Annotated in this window: 16 protein-coding genes; all 16 read right to left on the reverse strand. The window is 44.1% G+C overall.

What is annotated here, in order from left to right; genetic code table 11:
- Nucleotides 1–7: 7 nt before the first annotated feature.
- On the reverse strand, nt 8–964 hold the full coding sequence (locus tag QK890_RS03915) for a fimbrillin family protein (protein ID WP_032543979.1): 957 nt from the start codon (nt 962–964) through the stop codon (nt 8–10).
- Nucleotides 961–2,028, reverse strand: coding sequence for a fimbrillin family protein (locus tag QK890_RS03920; RefSeq protein ID WP_223129500.1), 1,068 nt, complete (start codon nt 2,026–2,028; stop codon nt 961–963). The genes QK890_RS03915 and QK890_RS03920 overlap by 4 nt, the downstream gene beginning before the upstream one ends.
- 43 nt (nt 2,029–2,071) lie before the next feature.
- The gene (locus tag QK890_RS03925; RefSeq protein WP_367627198.1) at nt 2,072–3,643 is read right to left on the reverse strand and encodes a hypothetical protein; all 1,572 of its coding nucleotides are present in this window, start codon (nt 3,641–3,643) and stop codon (nt 2,072–2,074) included.
- A gap of 18 nt (nt 3,644–3,661) precedes the next feature.
- Complete coding sequence (locus QK890_RS03930; RefSeq protein WP_367627199.1) at nt 3,662–4,591, reverse strand: fimbrillin family protein; 930 nt, start codon at nt 4,589–4,591, stop codon at nt 3,662–3,664.
- Between the two features lie 15 nt (nt 4,592–4,606).
- Nucleotides 4,607–5,662 carry a fimbrillin family protein gene (locus QK890_RS03935; RefSeq protein WP_223129503.1) on the reverse strand — a complete coding sequence of 352 codons (1,056 nt, stop codon included), beginning with the start codon at nt 5,660–5,662 and terminating at the stop codon, nt 4,607–4,609.
- Between the two features lie 22 nt (nt 5,663–5,684).
- Nucleotides 5,685–6,677, reverse strand: a complete 993-nt coding sequence (locus tag QK890_RS03940) for a fimbrillin family protein (protein WP_223129504.1) — start codon at nt 6,675–6,677, stop codon at nt 5,685–5,687.
- Between the two features lie 24 nt (nt 6,678–6,701).
- Nucleotides 6,702–7,661 carry a fimbrillin family protein gene (locus QK890_RS03945; RefSeq protein WP_234191072.1) on the reverse strand — a complete coding sequence of 320 codons (960 nt, stop codon included), beginning with the start codon at nt 7,659–7,661 and terminating at the stop codon, nt 6,702–6,704.
- Nucleotides 7,662–7,673: 12 nt separating this feature from the next.
- Nucleotides 7,674–8,675, reverse strand: a complete 1,002-nt coding sequence (locus QK890_RS03950; protein WP_367627200.1) for a fimbrillin family protein — start codon at nt 8,673–8,675, stop codon at nt 7,674–7,676.
- 16 nt (nt 8,676–8,691) lie between these two features.
- Nucleotides 8,692–9,630 (reverse strand): fimbrillin family protein, encoded by a 939-nt coding sequence (locus tag QK890_RS03955; RefSeq protein ID WP_330221817.1) that lies wholly within the window; start codon nt 9,628–9,630, stop codon nt 8,692–8,694.
- A 27-nt stretch (nt 9,631–9,657) separates the two neighbouring features.
- The gene (locus QK890_RS03960; RefSeq protein WP_367627201.1) at nt 9,658–10,635 is read right to left on the reverse strand and encodes a fimbrillin family protein; all 978 of its coding nucleotides are present in this window, start codon (nt 10,633–10,635) and stop codon (nt 9,658–9,660) included.
- Nucleotides 10,636–10,655: 20 nt separating this feature from the next.
- A complete protein-coding gene (locus QK890_RS03965; protein ID WP_367627202.1) occupies nt 10,656–11,624 on the reverse strand; it encodes a fimbrillin family protein in 969 nt (322 codons plus the stop codon).
- A 26-nt stretch (nt 11,625–11,650) separates the two neighbouring features.
- Nucleotides 11,651–12,763, reverse strand: a complete 1,113-nt coding sequence (locus QK890_RS03970; RefSeq protein WP_234191070.1) for a hypothetical protein — start codon at nt 12,761–12,763, stop codon at nt 11,651–11,653.
- Between the two features lie 18 nt (nt 12,764–12,781).
- Complete coding sequence (locus QK890_RS03975) at nt 12,782–14,353, reverse strand: fimbrial protein (protein ID WP_367627203.1); 1,572 nt, start codon at nt 14,351–14,353, stop codon at nt 12,782–12,784.
- Between the two features lie 26 nt (nt 14,354–14,379).
- Entirely contained in the window at nt 14,380–15,303 is a 924-nt protein-coding gene (locus QK890_RS03980; RefSeq protein ID WP_005808954.1) for a FimB/Mfa2 family fimbrial subunit, read from the reverse strand.
- 96 nt (nt 15,304–15,399) lie between these two features.
- On the reverse strand, nt 15,400–17,049 hold the full coding sequence (locus QK890_RS03985; protein ID WP_367627204.1) for a DUF5029 domain-containing protein: 1,650 nt from the start codon (nt 17,047–17,049) through the stop codon (nt 15,400–15,402).
- A 234-nt stretch (nt 17,050–17,283) separates the two neighbouring features.
- Nucleotides 17,284–18,420, reverse strand: coding sequence for a clostripain-related cysteine peptidase (locus tag QK890_RS03990; RefSeq protein ID WP_336377466.1), 1,137 nt, complete (start codon nt 18,418–18,420; stop codon nt 17,284–17,286).
- Between the last annotated feature and the right edge of the window lie 2 nt (nt 18,421–18,422).

The raw sequence follows: 18,422 nt of genomic DNA on the forward strand, positions 1-18,422 counted from the left end.
CGTCCTGTCAATTATGCATCTCATATTTATAATCAAAATTAGTATTCCCTTGAGTCCCGTAATCATTCACTGTCAAAGCATTCGTAGGTACCATCTGTATATCTGTAATCGTCAGAGATACATTGTAGTATGATCCGGCATCCAACGAACTGCCGAATCCCGTAATATTCAAAAAACGCACTTCACCGTCCACCGTCACAAGAACTGTTAATGTATTGCCGGCAAGTGGCTGTGGAGGCAGCAGGAAGTCATAGCTCAATTGCCCCCCGATCGCTATATCCACATTTGGATTATAAACATAGCCTGTTGCGACGGCAGTTCCTTCGGTTGCGCCGGCTACCGTAGCGATATTCAAATGACGTTGCAGATAAAAACTTGTATTATTAGATTTCAAAGTAATATTTTTGATATTACATGCCTTACTCTTATCATAATTCGTTCCGCGCAGCAATGTCAGTTTGAGCCGGGCATAAGCGTGTTTCATAGCTGTAAAGTCCACTTCCGGAGCATCATTATTAATCAGGCTTGCACTCCCCACAGGTAGCCCCTTCCCATAACACATATCTTTGTCCGCACTGTAAAGTTGCGCATTCAGGACGGCTGTTGTCGTATTATCTACAAAGGAAACGGATTGATAAGGATAATAAGCATACAAACTCACCCCGCGATGATCCACCTTCACTTCTGTAGAAGCCGTCCATCCGGTTGCTGTATACGTATAAGGCGCATCATACTGAGGAGGGTAACCTTTGTCACCGGTACGAAACAGTCCCAATCGATAAGTGGCGTTAGCAATCAGCCCACGCGTAGTCTCCGCACCGTATTCAGGAACAGCAACAGTCGATATTCCTATAGGAATCTGCCTGTCGGATAATACTTCGGATGAAGTATCCGTTGTAATCTCTGCCCCGCATGATATAAACAATCCGCACATGGCAATAAAAAACATATTATTAATTTTCATGACCAAAAACAGTTTAAAACAGAATTTGTATGTATAGTAGCCTCACCTATCAAGTCTCCCGAAGCCTCTTGGGGCGTAGGCCAGTCAACAGTAGAAACTCCATTCGCCCCAATGACGATTCCATGCGCCCCCTGTACGGTAATCTCAATCAAATATTTTTTCCCGGCTTCCAATTGAGACAATTTAGTAAGCGGAATCCCCAATGTATATACATCACCATCTACTGTAAGGTCTACTTTCATGCCACAGTCAGCTACTCCCAGAATGGTTCCGATCGATCCTAATGTGCAAGGCGCGATAAGGAAGCCCACCTCTACATAATCACTTTCCTGTTCCGGAATCGTTTCGTCCACTTTCTCTGCGATTCCCGGCTCCGGAGTGGCTTCAGAGGCGGCATAAGTTCCGTTTGTAATATCCAGAGTAGTGTATGTCAACACATTGGATACCTTTATTTTTGACAGCTTAGCATCTTTGGTATACTTATGTCTGTTGACCTGAAAAACGACCCAGCTATAAGCATGCTCCATATTTAAAAAAGAAATATCTACAGGAGTTTTACTTTTTGCAGGCTGAGTAAAACTGGTCTCATCGGTTGCCCCGGTTCCCGGCCCATAACACAAATCTTTCTCAGCCGAATACAGTTTTGACTTTAGAGGAATGGCCGTCCGATCCGTATAATCCAATCCGTTTTCCTTATCGGCATGATAAGGATAGATTGCCCAAAGGTTTGCATATACACCTTCAGCCAGTGATACTGTGTTTTCATCGTCAATCGGAGTCCACGTTCCTGATAGCTTGGTATATTTACAATTATTCCTGTCCGAATATTTCCGGCTGTTACCTGCATTCTTCAACACATCGTCAGTCAAAAAGACCCCGATGGATTCTCCGTCATTAAGTGCGGCACGAGTATTGACCTTATGCGGTTCGATTACACTCACGCTATTGACAGTGCAAGGTACGGTGGCATCATCGGGTATACCATCCATATTGTCATCCTGGCTGCAGGCGACCAAAACCAGTAGCAGACACCAAATCCTGATCAGATCATTTAAATTATTCATTATTCATTTTTTACGACATTACACTTCACCATTTTCAGAATTTTCATCTTTTGACGCATCTTATCGGGAATGCATCCCAATACCAATAATAGTTATTTTTAACAGCATAACTCTGATTAAACTCCAGATAATAGCAACGCTTATTACTGGCGCCCGTACTGCTTCTGTAATACCCCGTTGTAGGCCAATAGTTTACATTATTTTTACCTCTGTTTCCCATTGCAGGCAGAAAAACTTTATCACCGCCAAAAAATCCTCCGCTCTTACCATTCATACTTCCAGACCTATAGCCACTATTTCCCAGATTCTGTAACTGGTTGGCAGTCGGAGTACACCATGTTCCTTGGGGAAGAACCTGATAGCAAGGATCATTATTGGAAGAAAAAGAGCTTCCTCCATACGTATTATTACTGGAAGAGAGCGTATTCCAGCCGAAAAAAGATCCACCTTCTGTACCACTGTGATAACCACTTTGTGAAGACTCTAAATAAAAATTACTCCCACTCCTGTAAACGTTCCCTTTCGCCCACGTAGCTCCTCCCACAGTAATACCGTTTCCGGTTATCTTAACAGTTATCTTATAATTACCTCCTGCCACAAATTGACGTCCGGTGACATTAACCGTCACTCGGTTGTTGTATTGTATATTGCCAATTCTCAAAGTCGTGAACTTAATGGTTAACGTACGGCTGCTCTGAGGGAGCACCTTATATACATTACTATGAACCGTAGCCGCATTCAAGCTGCTCCAGGAAAAGTTTACAGTTCCTCCTGTGCCGCCTGTTGAAAGGGCTGCCTGACCGGCATTCCAGGTTATGTTATTGCTATTCAAGTTGGATACAGTGGCTGCACATTGTTGAACCGTATTATTAGAAAAATCATTGGCCGTGACAGCCAGTTGGAGTAGAGCGCACTGACGTGTAAAGCTGATTCCTCCCAATGTAAACTCTCCCCTATCATCGGGAGCTACTACAACTCCTTCTTTCCGGCAAAGCATAAAATCCTGATTGTGCGAAACGGTTGCGGACCAATTACCGGACAGCATTGCCGGTGTACTATTCACTCCATAAGAATAGCACACAAAAGTATATGTGCCCGGCCCCAATATCCATTGTCCGGCACTATTGACAGGAGTAGCTGTCTTGGCTACAATAGCCGCGACTCCCGAACCATTTGTCTTGTAAACAGCTGTCCCCGCATAATTAGCGGCAGACGAAGCATTTGTTCTGTAAGCCACTACACGAAACTGTACATTACCCAAGTTGGCACGGGTCGACACACTATTCTCCAATGGAACCGACTCCACTGTTGTCTCCACATCATATCCGGTATCATAAGTAGAATCCAAAGGCTGCACTAAACGAGCAACAGTTTCTCCAGAACGCGTCACTGCCCCTCCGTAAAATTGATCAACCCCGTCCACACTCAATTGTATCGGAACCATCCGGCTTTCATCCACAGCGGGCTGTTCTTCATCCGGAATCGATGGATAAAACGTATCGCTTTCCTGACTGCAACTCATTACGAAAAGAGAAAACGACAGGCTCAAACAAACCATTTCCATGTACCGTCTCATTCCGCCATTTACTTTTAGTTTATCTTTCAGTTGTATCATCTTTATTCTCCGTTTATGTTATAAATCCGTATCTACCTGACTATTTCCTTGTCCGCCAAAATCATTGACAGTAACAGCCGCCGATGACAGGATGATTCCCACATCCGTAAATGTCAGCGATACTCCATAATATTTCCCCGAATCCAAAGAACTGCCTAATGTTGAAATGTCACAACTCCGAGTCACCCCGTCGACAGTGACAAGAATAGTCAATTTACTACCGGCAAGTGGTTGCGGAGGAAACATATACTCGTATGTCACGCTTTTACCGGCGGCAATATTAACGTTAGGATTATGAACATACCCGGTAGTCACAGCGCTTCCTCCGGTAGCTCCGGCAGTTGAGGTAATATCGAGGCTACGTGTCAGGTAAAAATTGGCATTATTCGATTTGAAAGTAATATTCTGTATATTACATTTCTTAGTCTTATCAAATTTTTCCCCGCGGGTCAGTGTCAACCTCAACCGGGTATACGCGTGTTTCATATTCAGAAACTCAACAAACGGATTGTATACACTAACCGGACCTTCACCCAAGGCTCCACCTGCTCCATAGCAAATGTCCTCTCCAGCATTGAACAACTGTGCTTGCAGGGTCAAGGTAGTGCCATCTGCCAGTCCGGCATAATTTCCGGTCGCTGTATGATAAGGATAATAGGCAAAAAAAGAAGCATTCCGATAATCTACCTTGATTACATCATCAGATCCCCACTCTCCTCCTCCTGAATAAATATGCTTCACATTGAATAAAGGCGTATAAGTACCGGCATTGGTCCGAAAAACCCCTAAAGCGTATGTATCATCGTTTATAATTCCGCGTGTTGAGGGCCTATCGTCAGAAGAAGCGGACACTACAGCCAGTGCCTTCTCTCCGGACACCTTGTCTTCTTGTTCACAAGAGACTAATGCAAATAGGATGCAAATAAAAAATAATAGGTTTGTCTTCATACGTTTAATATTAAATTACAGTGCTCCTGATCCATTTTCTGTAGGATCCGACGCCCAATCTTCTGTTCCCACTTTACCACCATCAATAATGATCTCTGTTGTATCTTTAATAGTAGTGGCATCACCACCGTCAAATTCTGTTGATTGCCACTCTTTCGTGGTAACCTCCACTATATTAATCGGTATTCCCCCTCTGATATCCAACCGGACTACGTGGCGCTTTCCTGCTACCAGTTCGGCAAGATCCGCCTGTGGCACAATCACACTGAACTCACGTTCATCGATGGTCAAAGTCAGTTTCAACCCGGACGCAAGAACCTGCGGAACAAACAGATAGTTACAAGTGGTATCTCTCGCCGCTTCTCCTACCCCCAATCCCGTGTCATGCATAGGTCCGGAGGTTGGATATGAATAAGAAGTAACATCCGTTGTGTTTTGCAGGCTCCCGTCTTTTATATCGAACGTCCCGGTGTCAACCATCGGGTCTCCGTTATCCAATTCTATACGTACATTGGTTATTTTACACTGCAACGGATACCTTCCGTTACGAATCATCTCCAAAGAGAGCTGAGAATAAGGTTTCTCTAATAAAAATTCTATCTGTGGTGACAGATTATTGACTGTGACAGCCGCATTGTCTTTGGCATACCACCAATCCGCATCCTCCGTGTAAGCTTGGTTTTTTAATGTGGTCTGTGTAACTGCGGAAAAAGTAACTCTACCATATGGATAATAAGCACACAGACCGGCTCTTGCCCCGCCCACCCAAACAGGGGTCTCTGACGTCCATTCGTCATCAGGCTGATAAGTGTATTTCACATTACTCTGAGGGATAACATAGTTAGCATCCGCTATCAAAAAAACTCCGATACTGCTCCCTTCAGGCAAGGGTTGAGCGGTAGCTCTTGTAGTCACATCCGCCTTGAACGAAGTGAATACGCTTAAAGGCACACTGTCCGTTTTTTCTGTCGGAAATAAAGTTCTTTCCTGCGAACAGGCAACCAATAATAACATCATTGCATATATGGCAGCCACAGAAGTATTTATATTCATATTGAGTTTCATAATCATGCTGTTCATTTTTGTATAATCATTAAGGTCGGGGAAGCGGTTCGTAATCTATACCTTCATTCAGTATTTTCTCATCCCAGTCAGTAGTGGTTACGGTCACCGATTTAATTGCAATCCCTCTCAATTTCAAAGAGACAACGTATTTTTTACCACTCTCGAAATCAGAGAGATCGTCTATCGGAATGATCACCGTTGCCGGAAATCCGCTTACATTCACTATAATGCTAAGCCCTTTAGTCGGTTCAAAAGGGTCAGGCAATAATTTTGTAGGAATCATAAGCAGATCAGCCTGGTATTTTTTAGTAGGACTGTCTAAAACATAAGGAAGGTCTTTTGTAATGTTATATCCACCCCTGAATTGTTTCTCCGTATCATCCGGATGGATGCCAACAGTACCACTCGTAATATCTATCACCGCTTTTCGAAACAATGAGTCGTTTGCCAAAGCCACCGAATTAATACTACATGTAGCCGGATAAGCATCTTCGACCCCTATATTCAATACTAAACGTGAATAAGCATGCTTAAAACGCATATTTACAAAATATTCCTTAGCATCAACTACCTGGTTAGTCACATAATACAGTTCTTTTAAAACGTCATAGTTTTGTGTCTCCATAGGAATTTTAGTACGGTCCTTATAAAGCTTATCCACTGTTTCTTCCGTATAGGGATAATACCCGCACACATCCGCCTTCTCGCTACCTAAATAAATGGTACTCGCCTCCGACTCGGCTGTCCATTGACTCTCACCGGCATTTAGCGTATATTTTCTGTTATTCACAGGCGTATAACTCGTTTCGGCAGCCTGCCCATGACAAAACAAAGCAATGGAACTTCCGGGCGTAAAAGCTGCATCGGCACGGGTCTGTAGATTGCCTTCCACAATGGAAGCAGACGCAATCTCCAACTCAGTACGGGCTGTTTTGTCTTTTTTCCAATCCGGTAAGCTATCACCATCGCTGCACCCCAGTAACATGCAAACTAAAAAACTTATGTATAGTACTCCTTTCATAGTAGCTCAGTTTTAAATATGATTTTATTCAACAGGATATTTATCCCCGCCATTGACCTTATCATCTTCCCATTCCAATGCTTTGACGGTAGGCACGATTTCTGTTCCTTTGATCTTTAATCCGATAACATACTTCTCTCCCTGCCTGAACTCTCCAAGTTCGGAATACGGGATCTCCACGAGCATCTGTTGTCCATCTACCACAAGGCTGACAGACAGCCCGAATTGTCCTCCTTCCGCATCTGTCCGCTCAATTTTAAGCGGAACCGGAATCATCAATACACGGCGTACATAAGATCCGCCAACAGCCAATGTATAAGGTGAAGCCGCAGTTACTGTTGTCAAATCATAATTCCCTGTTTCCGAAGCCTGTATGCTTCCGTCAACAGCAATGTTAATAGTGCCTTTTTTTATTAAAGCAGAATTCATCAAGGTTATTTTACTAATTTCACAAGGCATGAAGTAGTTCTCACGACTGATCTTTAGCTCCACCAAAGAATAAGCATGCACCATATCAAAAGTAATCGCAGGAGTAAAACCATTTATCATTGTATTCAATGCATAATAGATATCTTCAGTATCCACATAATCCTGTGATTGTAATGGAATGACCGTCTTATCCGCATACGAATCTTTATAAGGGTAGTAAGCGCAGACATCAGCATCGTTACCCACTAAATAAATTGTATCATTAGCCGTCGGAGGTCCCCAATGACCTTCGCTGTAAACGTATTTACGGTTGTCAATAACTTTATATCCGCTTTCAGGTTCTGTGCCCGACAGAAAAATCCCTATGGCCCCCTTCGTCAGAGCTACCGGATCGGGAGCTAAACGTGTAACCACCTCCTGCTTAATGACTGCCGAAGATACCTCGAGCGGTACTCGAAGTGCAGATGCTTTCCATCTCCCGTCATCCATCTCACTGTCATCAGAACAGCTACTCAATAAAATACCTCCCACCAGGATCAATAATAAACGTTTCATAATCTTCATATTCTAATTAAAACTGGTATCATAATCACTGCCACTGCCTCCGGTCCCTGTCTGCACCTCTGTCCAATCCCTGTCAATCAAGATTTTGTTACTCAGCAAAGTTAACTTTCCACCTTTGACAACCAATGACACAGTATATTTAGTACCTCTTACAAATGTGCTCAGTTTATCGACCGGAATAGTGACGGAATAATCCATGCCATCCACCGTAAGTGTCAAGACTACGCCTTCGGAAAAAGTTTGTTGGGGCAGCAGCCAGTCAAAACTCGTATCATCTGTAACCCCTATTGCAAATCCGTCTTTTAAACCGGTCGTCACAGTGTGAATATATTGAGGTGTTTGTGTTCCGCTTCCTTCGGTTCCGGTACTGATGTCAACCGTATTGGCTGTGATTATATTTCCGGCAGAAGCCTTTATTTTTGCTTTCGTTATCTTACACGTGTTCGGATACGTGGCATCCCGTACCACAGACAATACCAAACGGGCATACGCATGCTTCAATTCAAAATTCGCAGTAGGAGTCTTTTTCCAGACTTCATCTCCCCCACTGACAGCAAAACGCATATCTTTCTCCGCCGCATAAGTCTGCATTGTCAGACCGGCTTCTGTTTTCAACGAACTATTTTTAAACTCTACAGAGTTATAGGGAGCATAAGCACATAGCCTGGCGTAAGTGGCACCAACATATATCACAGTAGAAGCCGGCTTCCAGTTTTCTCCCGCAACACGGTTATAACGAATATTTTCCAATGCCGTATAATCCGTCTCGGGTAAACGGAAAATTCCTAATGTTCCTTCAGTCATTTCTACAGCAGTAACAGCACGAGTGTCGACCTCTGCACCGGTTGTAGCCCGGATTTCAAGAGGTATCTCTCCGTTCTCACCCCCTACAGAGTCTGCAACCTCTACTTGTGAACAAGAGCTCCAGCCTACTATTAAAAGCCACATCAGCCACAAGCGTCTTGCCAAGTGAGAATCCGGATTATGCGTATAAAGTCGTTTCATGATTCATCCTTCCTTTTTATGGTTCCGGATTATATTCACCATCTACCGGTTGATTATCCCACGGAGTATCTTTCACACTCAGTTCAAGTGCAGTACCTTTCAGTTTCAGGCTGATCTGATGAATAATGCCTTTGGTTAATGCGCCCAATTTAGTATACGCAACCGGAACTGTCATCAGTTGACCGTCCACCGTCAACTCCAGTGTCACTCCTGTATCTCCATTGTTGGCCAATGTACAGGGAATCATCAGTACATTACTTTTTATAGTCCCCGATTCAGGAACCACAATGCCATCTGCCTGCTTTGCCACATTTGTCCAATAACTGAACGCAGCATTGATTTTAGTCGATGTATAAACCGCTGTTGCCAGGTTCAGCGTAGCATTCTCAATTATATTCGCGTTCTTTATGGCTATTTTAGTTACTCTGCATGTATTAGGATAATTCTCCCGGCTAAAGACAAATTCGATTTGCGAATAAGCATGTCCCATGATAAACTCAACGCTCTTAGCGGCAGAAGTACCATTCACTGTTTTCTTACCTGCATATACCAAATCAAGTTCGGCGTCAAAAATCTGAGAAATCAAAGAAACAGCTTCTTTAGTTGCCAAATCTAATTTCGTTGTTTTCTTATAAGCACACACATTGGCATTCTCTCCACCCAGATAAATTGTTTCCGTGTTGGGTTTCCAGCCGGAGTTATAGTCATACTGTATATTGTCTTTTTTTACATAACTGGTTCCGGATTCGCCTTCCAGAAAAACTCCGATCGAACCTGATGTAAGTAATTGTGGCGTGACGGCACGTGTCTGCACGTCACCTGTTACAAATGCAGAAGCAATCTCTAAAGGAACTTTTTGTTCTTCTACCGGAAAATCATCATTACCACAGCCCGCCAGTAAAATCAGCGATAAAGTGGCTATTATAATTGGTTTCATATCAGACTTGGTTTTCATTACTATCCTTTCTGTTACAATCAGTTATTAATCTAAAGTCGCATCGTTATCACCACCGGGTACAACAGAGGTATCCCATGGGTATACTTTCACTCCCGAAATATCTACTCCCGTACCCTTGACCTCCAGGAAAATGGTAGATAAATACCCGGCTTTCAGAGCTTTCAAAGTCTCGTATGGAATCGTTACCGAATATTCACTTCCATCAATTGTCAATATCAGTTGGGTATCGTCCTCAAAATCCTGTGGAGGAAACAATTTGCTGATACTTACATCCGTACTCCCTTGAGCTATCCCTGCTGTCCCCATAGCAAGCGCAGATGTATCCAGCGTCCAACCGGAAGCTGTGCTCCCTCCCAACTGTCCCGCATCCGCAGCGGATTTACTGATATCCATGCTACGTTCCACATAAAACCTCTTTCCGCTCGTTGCGGGTTTCATCACAATCTTGGTTAACTTGCACTTCAACGGATAAGTCGAATGACAAGCAATGCTGAACTTCACACCGGCATAAGCATGCTTCAGCAAAAAGGAAGCAACCGGATTGCGGTTATTGACTGCCGCTAAAGGAGCATCGGCATAACAAAAATCATTATCCGCCGTATTATCTTTCACTGTCAAAGCAGTAACCGTACTATTATCACCATTAAAAGTGACCTTACCATACGGATAATAGACATGCAAAGAGGCGTCCGTACCGCCAACATATAGTTTATCTGCCAAACTCCATCCGGTTCCGTCGTGAGTGCACTGTACATCATATTGTTGCGGAAACGTAGCAGTGTAAGGTGCCGTACGAAATATTCCTATACTGGCATTTGACAAAGCAACCGCACGTGTTTCAACGCCATTATCCGCAACGGTTTCCACTCTGACAGGAACATACTCGTCTTCCCCGCCGGTATCCACCGGATCCATCCCTCCGTTGCTACAGGCAATCAATACTATTGCCATCCCGATATTTGCCAGAATGTGTTTCATCTTTCTCTGCTTTCTTAAAAACATATTTATTCCTTTCTGTCTCTTTATTGCGGCACAAACGGATCACCGGAGTCTTTGATTACCTCTTCTATCCATTCTTCCACATCCACAGTTCCTATCTCTACTTCAGTGGGACGAATAATGACATCTATCTCATACTTTGTCCCTTCCACCATTTTCTTGTTCGTACCACAAAGCTCGGCAGCGCCAATCTTACCTTTCATCTCCTTTCCATCTACCATTAGTGTAAAAGAAAGATCCCCGGTAAAGTCAGCAGGCACCACCATATAATCCAGGACGGCAGGAGCTGCAGCGGTTCCGATAGTTATCGGAACGGTATAGCTGAACATTACCCCCTGCACTCCTCCTTCAACGATCCCGGTAAACAGATCCAGTGTTCCGGTGATCCGTAAAGTCGCAGAAAATGTAAATGAACTGATCTCACCGTTCCCGGTATACTCTCCTTTATTCAGAGCTACATCCGTTACTCCCCTGATAAAATTGAATCTCAAGAGCGAATAGGCTCTGCGTAAATTCAACGTTACGGCACCTGTTGTATTCGAAGCCTTAAAAGGGCAATAATAGATCTCTTTTGAAGCCGTATAGAGCTCACTGTTCATCACCACACTACTTGTCCGATCCTCTTTATAAGGATAGTAAGCCATCAGGTCCGCCGGCCCATCGATCAACACCAGTTCTTCCCCATCCGTCTTCCAATATGGAGTTCCATATGTATATTTTCTGTTATGAATGGCCTCGTAGCCATTCGCGATATCTTTTTTCTGAAAAATCCCGATAGCATCGGTTGCTGTAGTAAGCTCAGCAGCCGAACGCGTAAGTACCTCTAACCGCCCTGTTGCAACTCCTCCTATGCATAAAGAAGTGCGCTCTCCTTCTCCTGTCCTTCCGTCATCCGGAACAGCGCAGTCATACTGCGAACAGGAGAAGAGCGCAACACACAGAAGAATGCAGGACTTCTGAAAACAATCTATTTTACACTTCCTTATTATCATCGTTCTTATTATTTTTATGAAATCATTCAATTCACTTCTACATCCGGTGGAGTTACTATCCCATCGGGGACTTTCCAATCGGTAGGGACAGTAACCGTTTTTATACCAAAACTACCCGCTCCGTATGCCTCATCGGGAGTGTCAGCCCCCTGACTCAAAACATCTTTAATAATCACCGTATAAGCATTGTTACGTCGTAAATACTGCACATCATTTTTATCGATATTAATATTCACCCGATACCATCCCTTATAAGGAGACTTTTCACATTGCAGCAGCAGACATACCGCCTGCGTCTGTAGCAGATAGGGAGTATGAAGGGTACGCAACACCTCAGTGGCATACAAACCGCCTATGATGCTGAATTGCTCCGGTGCATTTTTTTCATTTGCATAGGTCAGCGGCAGGAAAGCCATATCCTGCGGATCATTAAATACAGGTATTACCGGTGAAACATTACGAAGCATAGCCGATTTCAAGAGAACCGTTCCCTTTTTATCCTCAGCCACCCGGACATCTATGCGTACGGCGGCACGCAGTAGCTGTACACTCATATCCTTCCCTGCTTCCTTAAATGTTGTTCCGCTCATAAGTAAACTGTTATCCGTAACGGTATATGTTCTGTCCGTTATTGACTGCAACGGCATATCTCCCCGAAGTTGCACCCGCACTGAGTTTTCAGTCTGTCCGGAACAATAAGTATCAAAATCCATTCCGGGAAAATAAGCAGAAGCATTGGCAAGCACCAATACATTATAATCCGTATGATTGTCGATGCTTCCGCTTTCCGGTATAATCACCGATATTTTCCCTGTCTTAGCCAGATGATTGCCATCGACGGTTCCCTGCAAGGAACCGGCATACAACCCGTTGCCATGTTCATCGTAAATGAAAAATAAGAGCTTTACATCATTTATCACACTTTCCTCCGGACGGGCCACAGGTATTTTCCCTCCTGTATCGGCTGCCCTTGTTTCCGGATCATCAGCATCGGGGATGGTATAGTTCAGCGTGAAAGCGACAGGCTTGACAGGCTGCATATCACGCCCCTCTTCACCTGAGCAGGCTGTAACCCCCATCAAGCAAAATACGCTCAAAAGCATACATCCTTGCCGTATATTTCTTTTAAATCGTTTCATAAGCCAACTAATCTATGTTTAATTATGCAGTTCATCTTCCTGGCTTCCTCCGTTTCCCCAATCATCGGGAGAACGGTCTACCTGAGTCAGTTTATAATGCACTGTCAAATTCTTTACTTTTATATAGAAGTCATCGTCATAAGCCTCACCGGTGGCAAGGTCTCCATAAGACTTTTTGGCCTTTACGGTAAGCGTACCCGCAGTGACGGTTATCTCATAGCGTTCATTAAAGATTACGGCCGACACTGCACCGTCAGATACCTTTACAGGTGCAACCGTCGCATTACCGTTAACCGGACTCGACGCATCAAAACTCAACTCCCAGAAAGGACCGAATGCGACATCGCTTTCTATGGGAATGGATTTCAGCGAACCTGCGTAACCGGATAAAACGAGCTTCTTTGTACCCGAAGAGAACCAGTTCTCACGGTCAAAGTCAATTTCGGTATTTACGTCTATCCAGTCAATCACTTTCACATAGATATTCATCGGTACCCCCGTAGCCGCATCGTCAGGATTGTCATACCCCGGACCCGAGACATTCATAATCTGAAAAGTGTACTTATGATTGCGCAATAGTTCAACCAGTTTTTTCGGATCGTCCGGATCCGTCAGATCAATCCGGTAATAAGTGACATCCGCATCGTCTCCATAAATTCCGCCTACCACCAAACGAGTGGTAGCCACTTTGTCGTTGCCGGCAATATATCCGGGCTGATCAAAGCCGTTATCCGAGTAATAAGTGTTTTCGTATAGATAGAGCGGTCCGGCAAGGGGCAAAGAAGACTCACTCTTCAAAAAAAGCTTGTCACCTATCGGGCGAACCCCTAATTTGGCGGGTAAAGTCGTTTTAACCACATTACGGGTCTTTTTCTCGTCTTCTGAACCTGCGGTAACCACTTCATAGGCCTCCTTTAACGGAGCCAACCTACCGCTATCCGCCGGGAAATAAGCATAAAACTCACGCAACTTAAAAATCACCTTACCATCGCTATCCAACAACTCACCCGGATTTCCCGTATGCGCGTCATCCACTTTTGCCTGTACAGCGGCTACCGAACGCAGCACCGGTACACTAAGCGTTTGTCCTACCGACTCTTTCGAAACAGTCACTCCTGACAAAAAACCATGCATAGGCAAACAGTCTATCCCGGACGGATTATTCTCCACTTTGGATACCATTTTTTCCAATAATGCATTCATCTCCATCCCTAAACCTTTATAGGCACCGCTACGCACCAACTCTGCATGGCTATTCGTAAATACATGCACTTCCAATCCTTCTCCCACAGGCATAGTCACCTGAAACGTATTTTTACCGGCAACCGGAGTTCCTTCGGATGCTGATTTCAGATACAGCCGGTTCCGGTCGGACACTCCCGGAGCAAATACCAATACGTCAATGCCATTGATCACCGTCTCTTTGTTATCCGTCCCATCGGCTCCGGAAGCATAAGTGCGGGGAACATTCACACGGAGGTACATGTCTTTATCCGGGTTCTGAGAGATACTTTCGGAAGTATCCTCCGAACACGAAACCAAAGCCACGGCCAGAAATACCATCAGTTGACATATCAGAATTCTTTTCATGCTATACTCTCCTTTTATCAGCTTACTTACATATTACTTTCTATTGCCGCCACTTTCCATCCGTTGACACGAACTTGCATAACGGGCTTCACATAATGTCCGTCAATCACCAAGTCAATATAATTGCCCGGAACAGAAGTCAACTCAATAGGAGCACAATCAAACGAAGCGACCTGTTCATCACGAATAAACACGTCTACTCTCAGGAACTTTCCTTCCGAAGAAAAAGAACCGAACCAGGGAGTCAGTACATTTCCGGTACTTTCTTCGTAGTAACATTCAGGTTCAAGTATCACTTCGTCCGTATTTGCTTTATTATTATAATCTACACCACTACGCGTACCGTAAAGGTGGAACTTAAAATCTTCGGGGGAAGGAATAATACTGCTTGCGGCACGTGTTGCTCCTCCTTCTTCAACGACCTGATCCTCTACTGTCTGAGGAATCATTGTTATACGCGTACGGCATACGGCACGCACAAACGGAATAGTCACAATATTGCGGTTTTCACGCAGGCCGGCATCTATGGCAATGCGTCCGTACAACAGATCGTCTACAGGCCGGCAGATTCCGCTGCCGTCGGTAATTTCTTTTAATTTCACATACCCCTCTCCTATGGGAGTATCAGGAGTATCTACATAATCAATTGCCTCATCATATGTCCAGGCTATCAGTTCCAGACTGTCTATATCATCAAAGGTTTTCAAGAATCGATAAGGTTCGGTCAATCCTACTTCATCCAAACCTATTTCCAGTTCCCGATATTTATGCTTCTGTTTATAAAAATGAAGTTGCGTAGGAGTAGAAACCGTTTCGAAAAAACGATTGGCTCCACCATAAATATAGCTGAAATAGATGTGCATATATCCGGCACAAGCATCCATATCATCTTTAATACATGAATTCAGCAATAGGGCAACCCCCAGAAGTATCGGTAGCAGTTTCTTCATTTTAGTTTTGTATTCTTCTCTTTCCGAAAAAGAAAGAGATATAAACCGGAGCGGATTTTCCATCCGCCCCGGATCATATAAAAAAAGAGATTCTGATTACATATTTATATTGTTAACAACATATTTCCATGGCTTAACAACTACCTGTACAAGCATGTCAATATTATCCGAATTGATAGCATCTTCAATACTCTTGGCACCCAAAGTAGTAATAGTACCTGTAATATGATAGAATGTGTTGCGTTCGGTAATCTTCATTGAGGTTGTTTCGTCATCGCTATAGTTGGCAACATCAGCACGATAGTAACGTTTGTCGTTAGGTTTAATCGTAATAGCAGCTTCTTTCTTAGCTTGTTCCGTTTCACCTCTCAACGCAAGTTTATACGTCTCATTCGTTTCCAGGAACGCAACCAATGCTGTTACATTATCAGCCTTATCCCAGAAATCAGCAGCCAATTTATCATAGGTGACAGTTCCGTCAGTAGAAGTAACACCTTGGAAAGTGCCATCTGCCAAAGCTTCTTTCAACATTTGCTCCGTAATAGTCGGTTCAAGCAGGGTATGTGTACCGATATAAGTAGCCTGGGTAACTACCACAGTAGCACAACCGGCATTATCGGCATAGTTAGGAGTTACATAAAAATAAGGAGAATATAACTTGTCACTCTTAACGTATACCATCGAAGCAGCTGCAGGAGTACCTCCATCAGCCAGCGCCTTTTCACCAACAACCCATGTCAGACGATATTCTTTCGCGTCAGCATTGTATTCTCCCTTATTCAATGCAGGAGTCGTTCCAGGAACCTCCGCAATAGTAGGCGCAGATTCTTTCTCACCTGCAAATGCTTTCAACCAGCCTTCCACATCCCAGTCTTTAGCAGTTGCATCCGCACTCTGCGGGAAATACCAGTCACGAGTCTGTGCTGTGAACGGAGAAACACGTCTCGGAATACGCACTACGACAATACCATCGGGATCTTTAGTACTTACCGGATTTTCCCAATCTGCATCTTTGATTGCCATCTTACCATAAGCCTCGTATACGGGATTGGTAGTAACAGAGGCATTAAAGAATACCTTCGCTAATTCACGATTCAGAGGAATCGAAACTTTAACGGTAGATCCGTTCGGGATATTCGGGTTGGTAGGAATAGCCGATACACCTGCCATGATATACTTCTTAGTCTGCGTTCCGTCTTTAGCAACGGTCAGATCATTCAGGTAGCTCTTAGACAGATTAGAAATATAGGCACGGATAGCGGCTTCCGATTTGTCAGCCTGGTGTGCCAGTGTCTGAGCGGTAGCAAGGGTCATCTGAGGATCATTCACAATGACATAAACGCTATCTCCCTGACGTACGCCGTTAAACGTACACATATTTTTCTTCGTTCCGGGAGTCGCAACATCGCCCTCACCAATTGCGTCTGCCACATCAGTGTCTTCCGCATTACTGTCACCTGCCACACGCTTCACAGTCCAGTCACCTACTTTCGCGCCTTCATGCTGCGGATCATTTTCTTTGGCAAACAGATAGGCCACATACACGTTATTTTCAGTACCTACTCCTTCTATTTCACCCTTATCCGCACGGGTGGCAGGAGCTGTAGAATTGGTAAAAGCAATGCTGATAGCATCAATCAATTCACCTTTTTGACCACCATTGTCAATTCCCGGTTCATCATCATTACTACATGCAGCCATTGCAAGAGCCGCCAATGTAAACGTAAATAATTTGTTTAATTTCATGTTACTAAAAAATTTAATTATAGATATAAGTTCGAATATTTTATACTCTTATCCGCTTTGGATATTCCTTTCTCCCTTCCGAATCGCGAAGGGTGAAAGGCAGAGAGAAAAAATGCGGATACTCCCTGTTCCATCGTTCTGTTAACTGTCACTGTCTGTTTCGTTAATCAAAAATTCCTTTCCATCACTTTTTAATTCTATTATTACCATTCACTAATTAATTTGAACTATATATTATTGCATTAACTTCAGCTTCTTTCTTTCGGTCAGCAATGCGGGAGCGGTGGCATCAGGTATATACAGCGTCATGCCGCAATGATCGCCAATCGAAAATCCGCCCCGGCTCTGTGACATAAAGTTCTCCGTAGCCGCTTTATAGATTATCGCTTTCTCCAAGGCCTCATCAAAAGCGGCAGACTCTTCTGCGCTTCCAATCCTTTCCACATAGGCCGAAGCGTCATAAAAGAGATGTTGTCCATCCGGCAAACGATCAAAACTCTGTAAGCCGCTACGGTCTATCCACTCCCAACGTTCCACCCGGCTCTCGGCTGCACGAAGTTGCGACTTCAACATTTCCAAGCCGTTAGTCCGGATCACACTGATGGTAGCCGAACGGTAATCCCCTTCCAGATTGTTATAATAATCATAATAGGCGGCAGCCACTGCCGACAGATCCGCTTCCTTTTTATAAAGCAACGGAAACATTTGTTTGTATACCGGAGTGAAACCCGGTGAAAGCATCTCGGCCGATGACCCGACCACATATTGTGTTTTATCTTTCAGTTCATAGGCTACCTCGAGTCCGGCCATGAAACAACCTTCGAAAAGGATGAAATTGAACTGGCCATCCGGGATGGCTGATGCAAAATCCTGTAAAGTCATTTCAGAATGATTATCCTTGACAACCGAACGGGTCATACCGCCCGGAACCACTGCCGTACCTACCGGCAGCCATCCGCTGGTATGAGAAAATACGATCAATCCCGGATCAACGGAAGGATACCGGGCCATAGCCTCATTGACAACCCGTGCAAATACGGAGGCACTGGCTGAATTCTCCTGCTTATACTTAGCCAATATTTTTGTTACCTTTTCTCCCTGTTCATCAAAACAAACCTCTAACAAGCGGGTACTATCCGCTCCTTTTTTATCCTGATAAATCAATAGATGCCCCGGAAACCTGTCCCATGCCTCTGCTAATGCTGACAATTTTTCGTCGGTCTCATCGGCTAAATCATTATCCCCTCCCATATAAACCAAAAGGGTACGATCAGACAGACGTTGCTCCAACAGCCCATCCGCTTTCTCACCGACTACACAACCGGCAAGCAACAAGCAAAGCATATATCCTATGTAATACATTCTTTTCATAT

This window comes from Bacteroides sp. NGMCC 1.200775 (genome assembly GCF_040798045.1).
In the GTDB taxonomy this organism is placed as follows: Bacteria; Bacteroidota; Bacteroidia; order Bacteroidales; family Bacteroidaceae; genus Bacteroides; species Bacteroides hominis.

Bases quoted from the DNA above. Each gene is read 5' to 3' on its own strand.
- QK890_RS03915 (WP_032543979.1), bottom strand. From the start codon at position 964: ATGAAAATTAATAATATGTTTTTTATTGCCATGTGCGGATTGTTTATA.
- QK890_RS03920 (WP_223129500.1), bottom strand. From the start codon at position 2,028: ATGAATAATTTAAATGATCTGATCAGGATTTGGTGTCTGCTACTGGTT.
- QK890_RS03925 (WP_367627198.1), bottom strand. From the start codon at position 3,643: ATGATACAACTGAAAGATAAACTAAAAGTAAATGGCGGAATGAGACGG.
- QK890_RS03930 (WP_367627199.1), bottom strand. From the start codon at position 4,591: ATGAAGACAAACCTATTATTTTTTATTTGCATCCTATTTGCATTAGTC.
- QK890_RS03935 (WP_223129503.1), bottom strand. From the start codon at position 5,662: ATGATTATGAAACTCAATATGAATATAAATACTTCTGTGGCTGCCATA.
- QK890_RS03940 (WP_223129504.1), bottom strand. From the start codon at position 6,677: ATGAAAGGAGTACTATACATAAGTTTTTTAGTTTGCATGTTACTGGGG.
- QK890_RS03945 (WP_234191072.1), bottom strand. From the start codon at position 7,661: ATGAAACGTTTATTATTGATCCTGGTGGGAGGTATTTTATTGAGTAGC.
- QK890_RS03950 (WP_367627200.1), bottom strand. From the start codon at position 8,675: ATGAAACGACTTTATACGCATAATCCGGATTCTCACTTGGCAAGACGC.
- QK890_RS03955 (WP_330221817.1), bottom strand. From the start codon at position 9,630: ATGAAAACCAAGTCTGATATGAAACCAATTATAATAGCCACTTTATCG.
- QK890_RS03960 (WP_367627201.1), bottom strand. From the start codon at position 10,635: ATGTTTTTAAGAAAGCAGAGAAAGATGAAACACATTCTGGCAAATATC.
- QK890_RS03965 (WP_367627202.1), bottom strand. From the start codon at position 11,624: ATGATAATAAGGAAGTGTAAAATAGATTGTTTTCAGAAGTCCTGCATT.
- QK890_RS03970 (WP_234191070.1), bottom strand. From the start codon at position 12,763: ATGAAACGATTTAAAAGAAATATACGGCAAGGATGTATGCTTTTGAGC.
- QK890_RS03975 (WP_367627203.1), bottom strand. From the start codon at position 14,353: ATGAAAAGAATTCTGATATGTCAACTGATGGTATTTCTGGCCGTGGCT.
- QK890_RS03980 (WP_005808954.1), bottom strand. From the start codon at position 15,303: ATGAAGAAACTGCTACCGATACTTCTGGGGGTTGCCCTATTGCTGAAT.
- QK890_RS03985 (WP_367627204.1), bottom strand. From the start codon at position 17,049: ATGAAATTAAACAAATTATTTACGTTTACATTGGCGGCTCTTGCAATG.
- QK890_RS03990 (WP_336377466.1), bottom strand. From the start codon at position 18,420: ATGAAAAGAATGTATTACATAGGATATATGCTTTGCTTGTTGCTTGCC.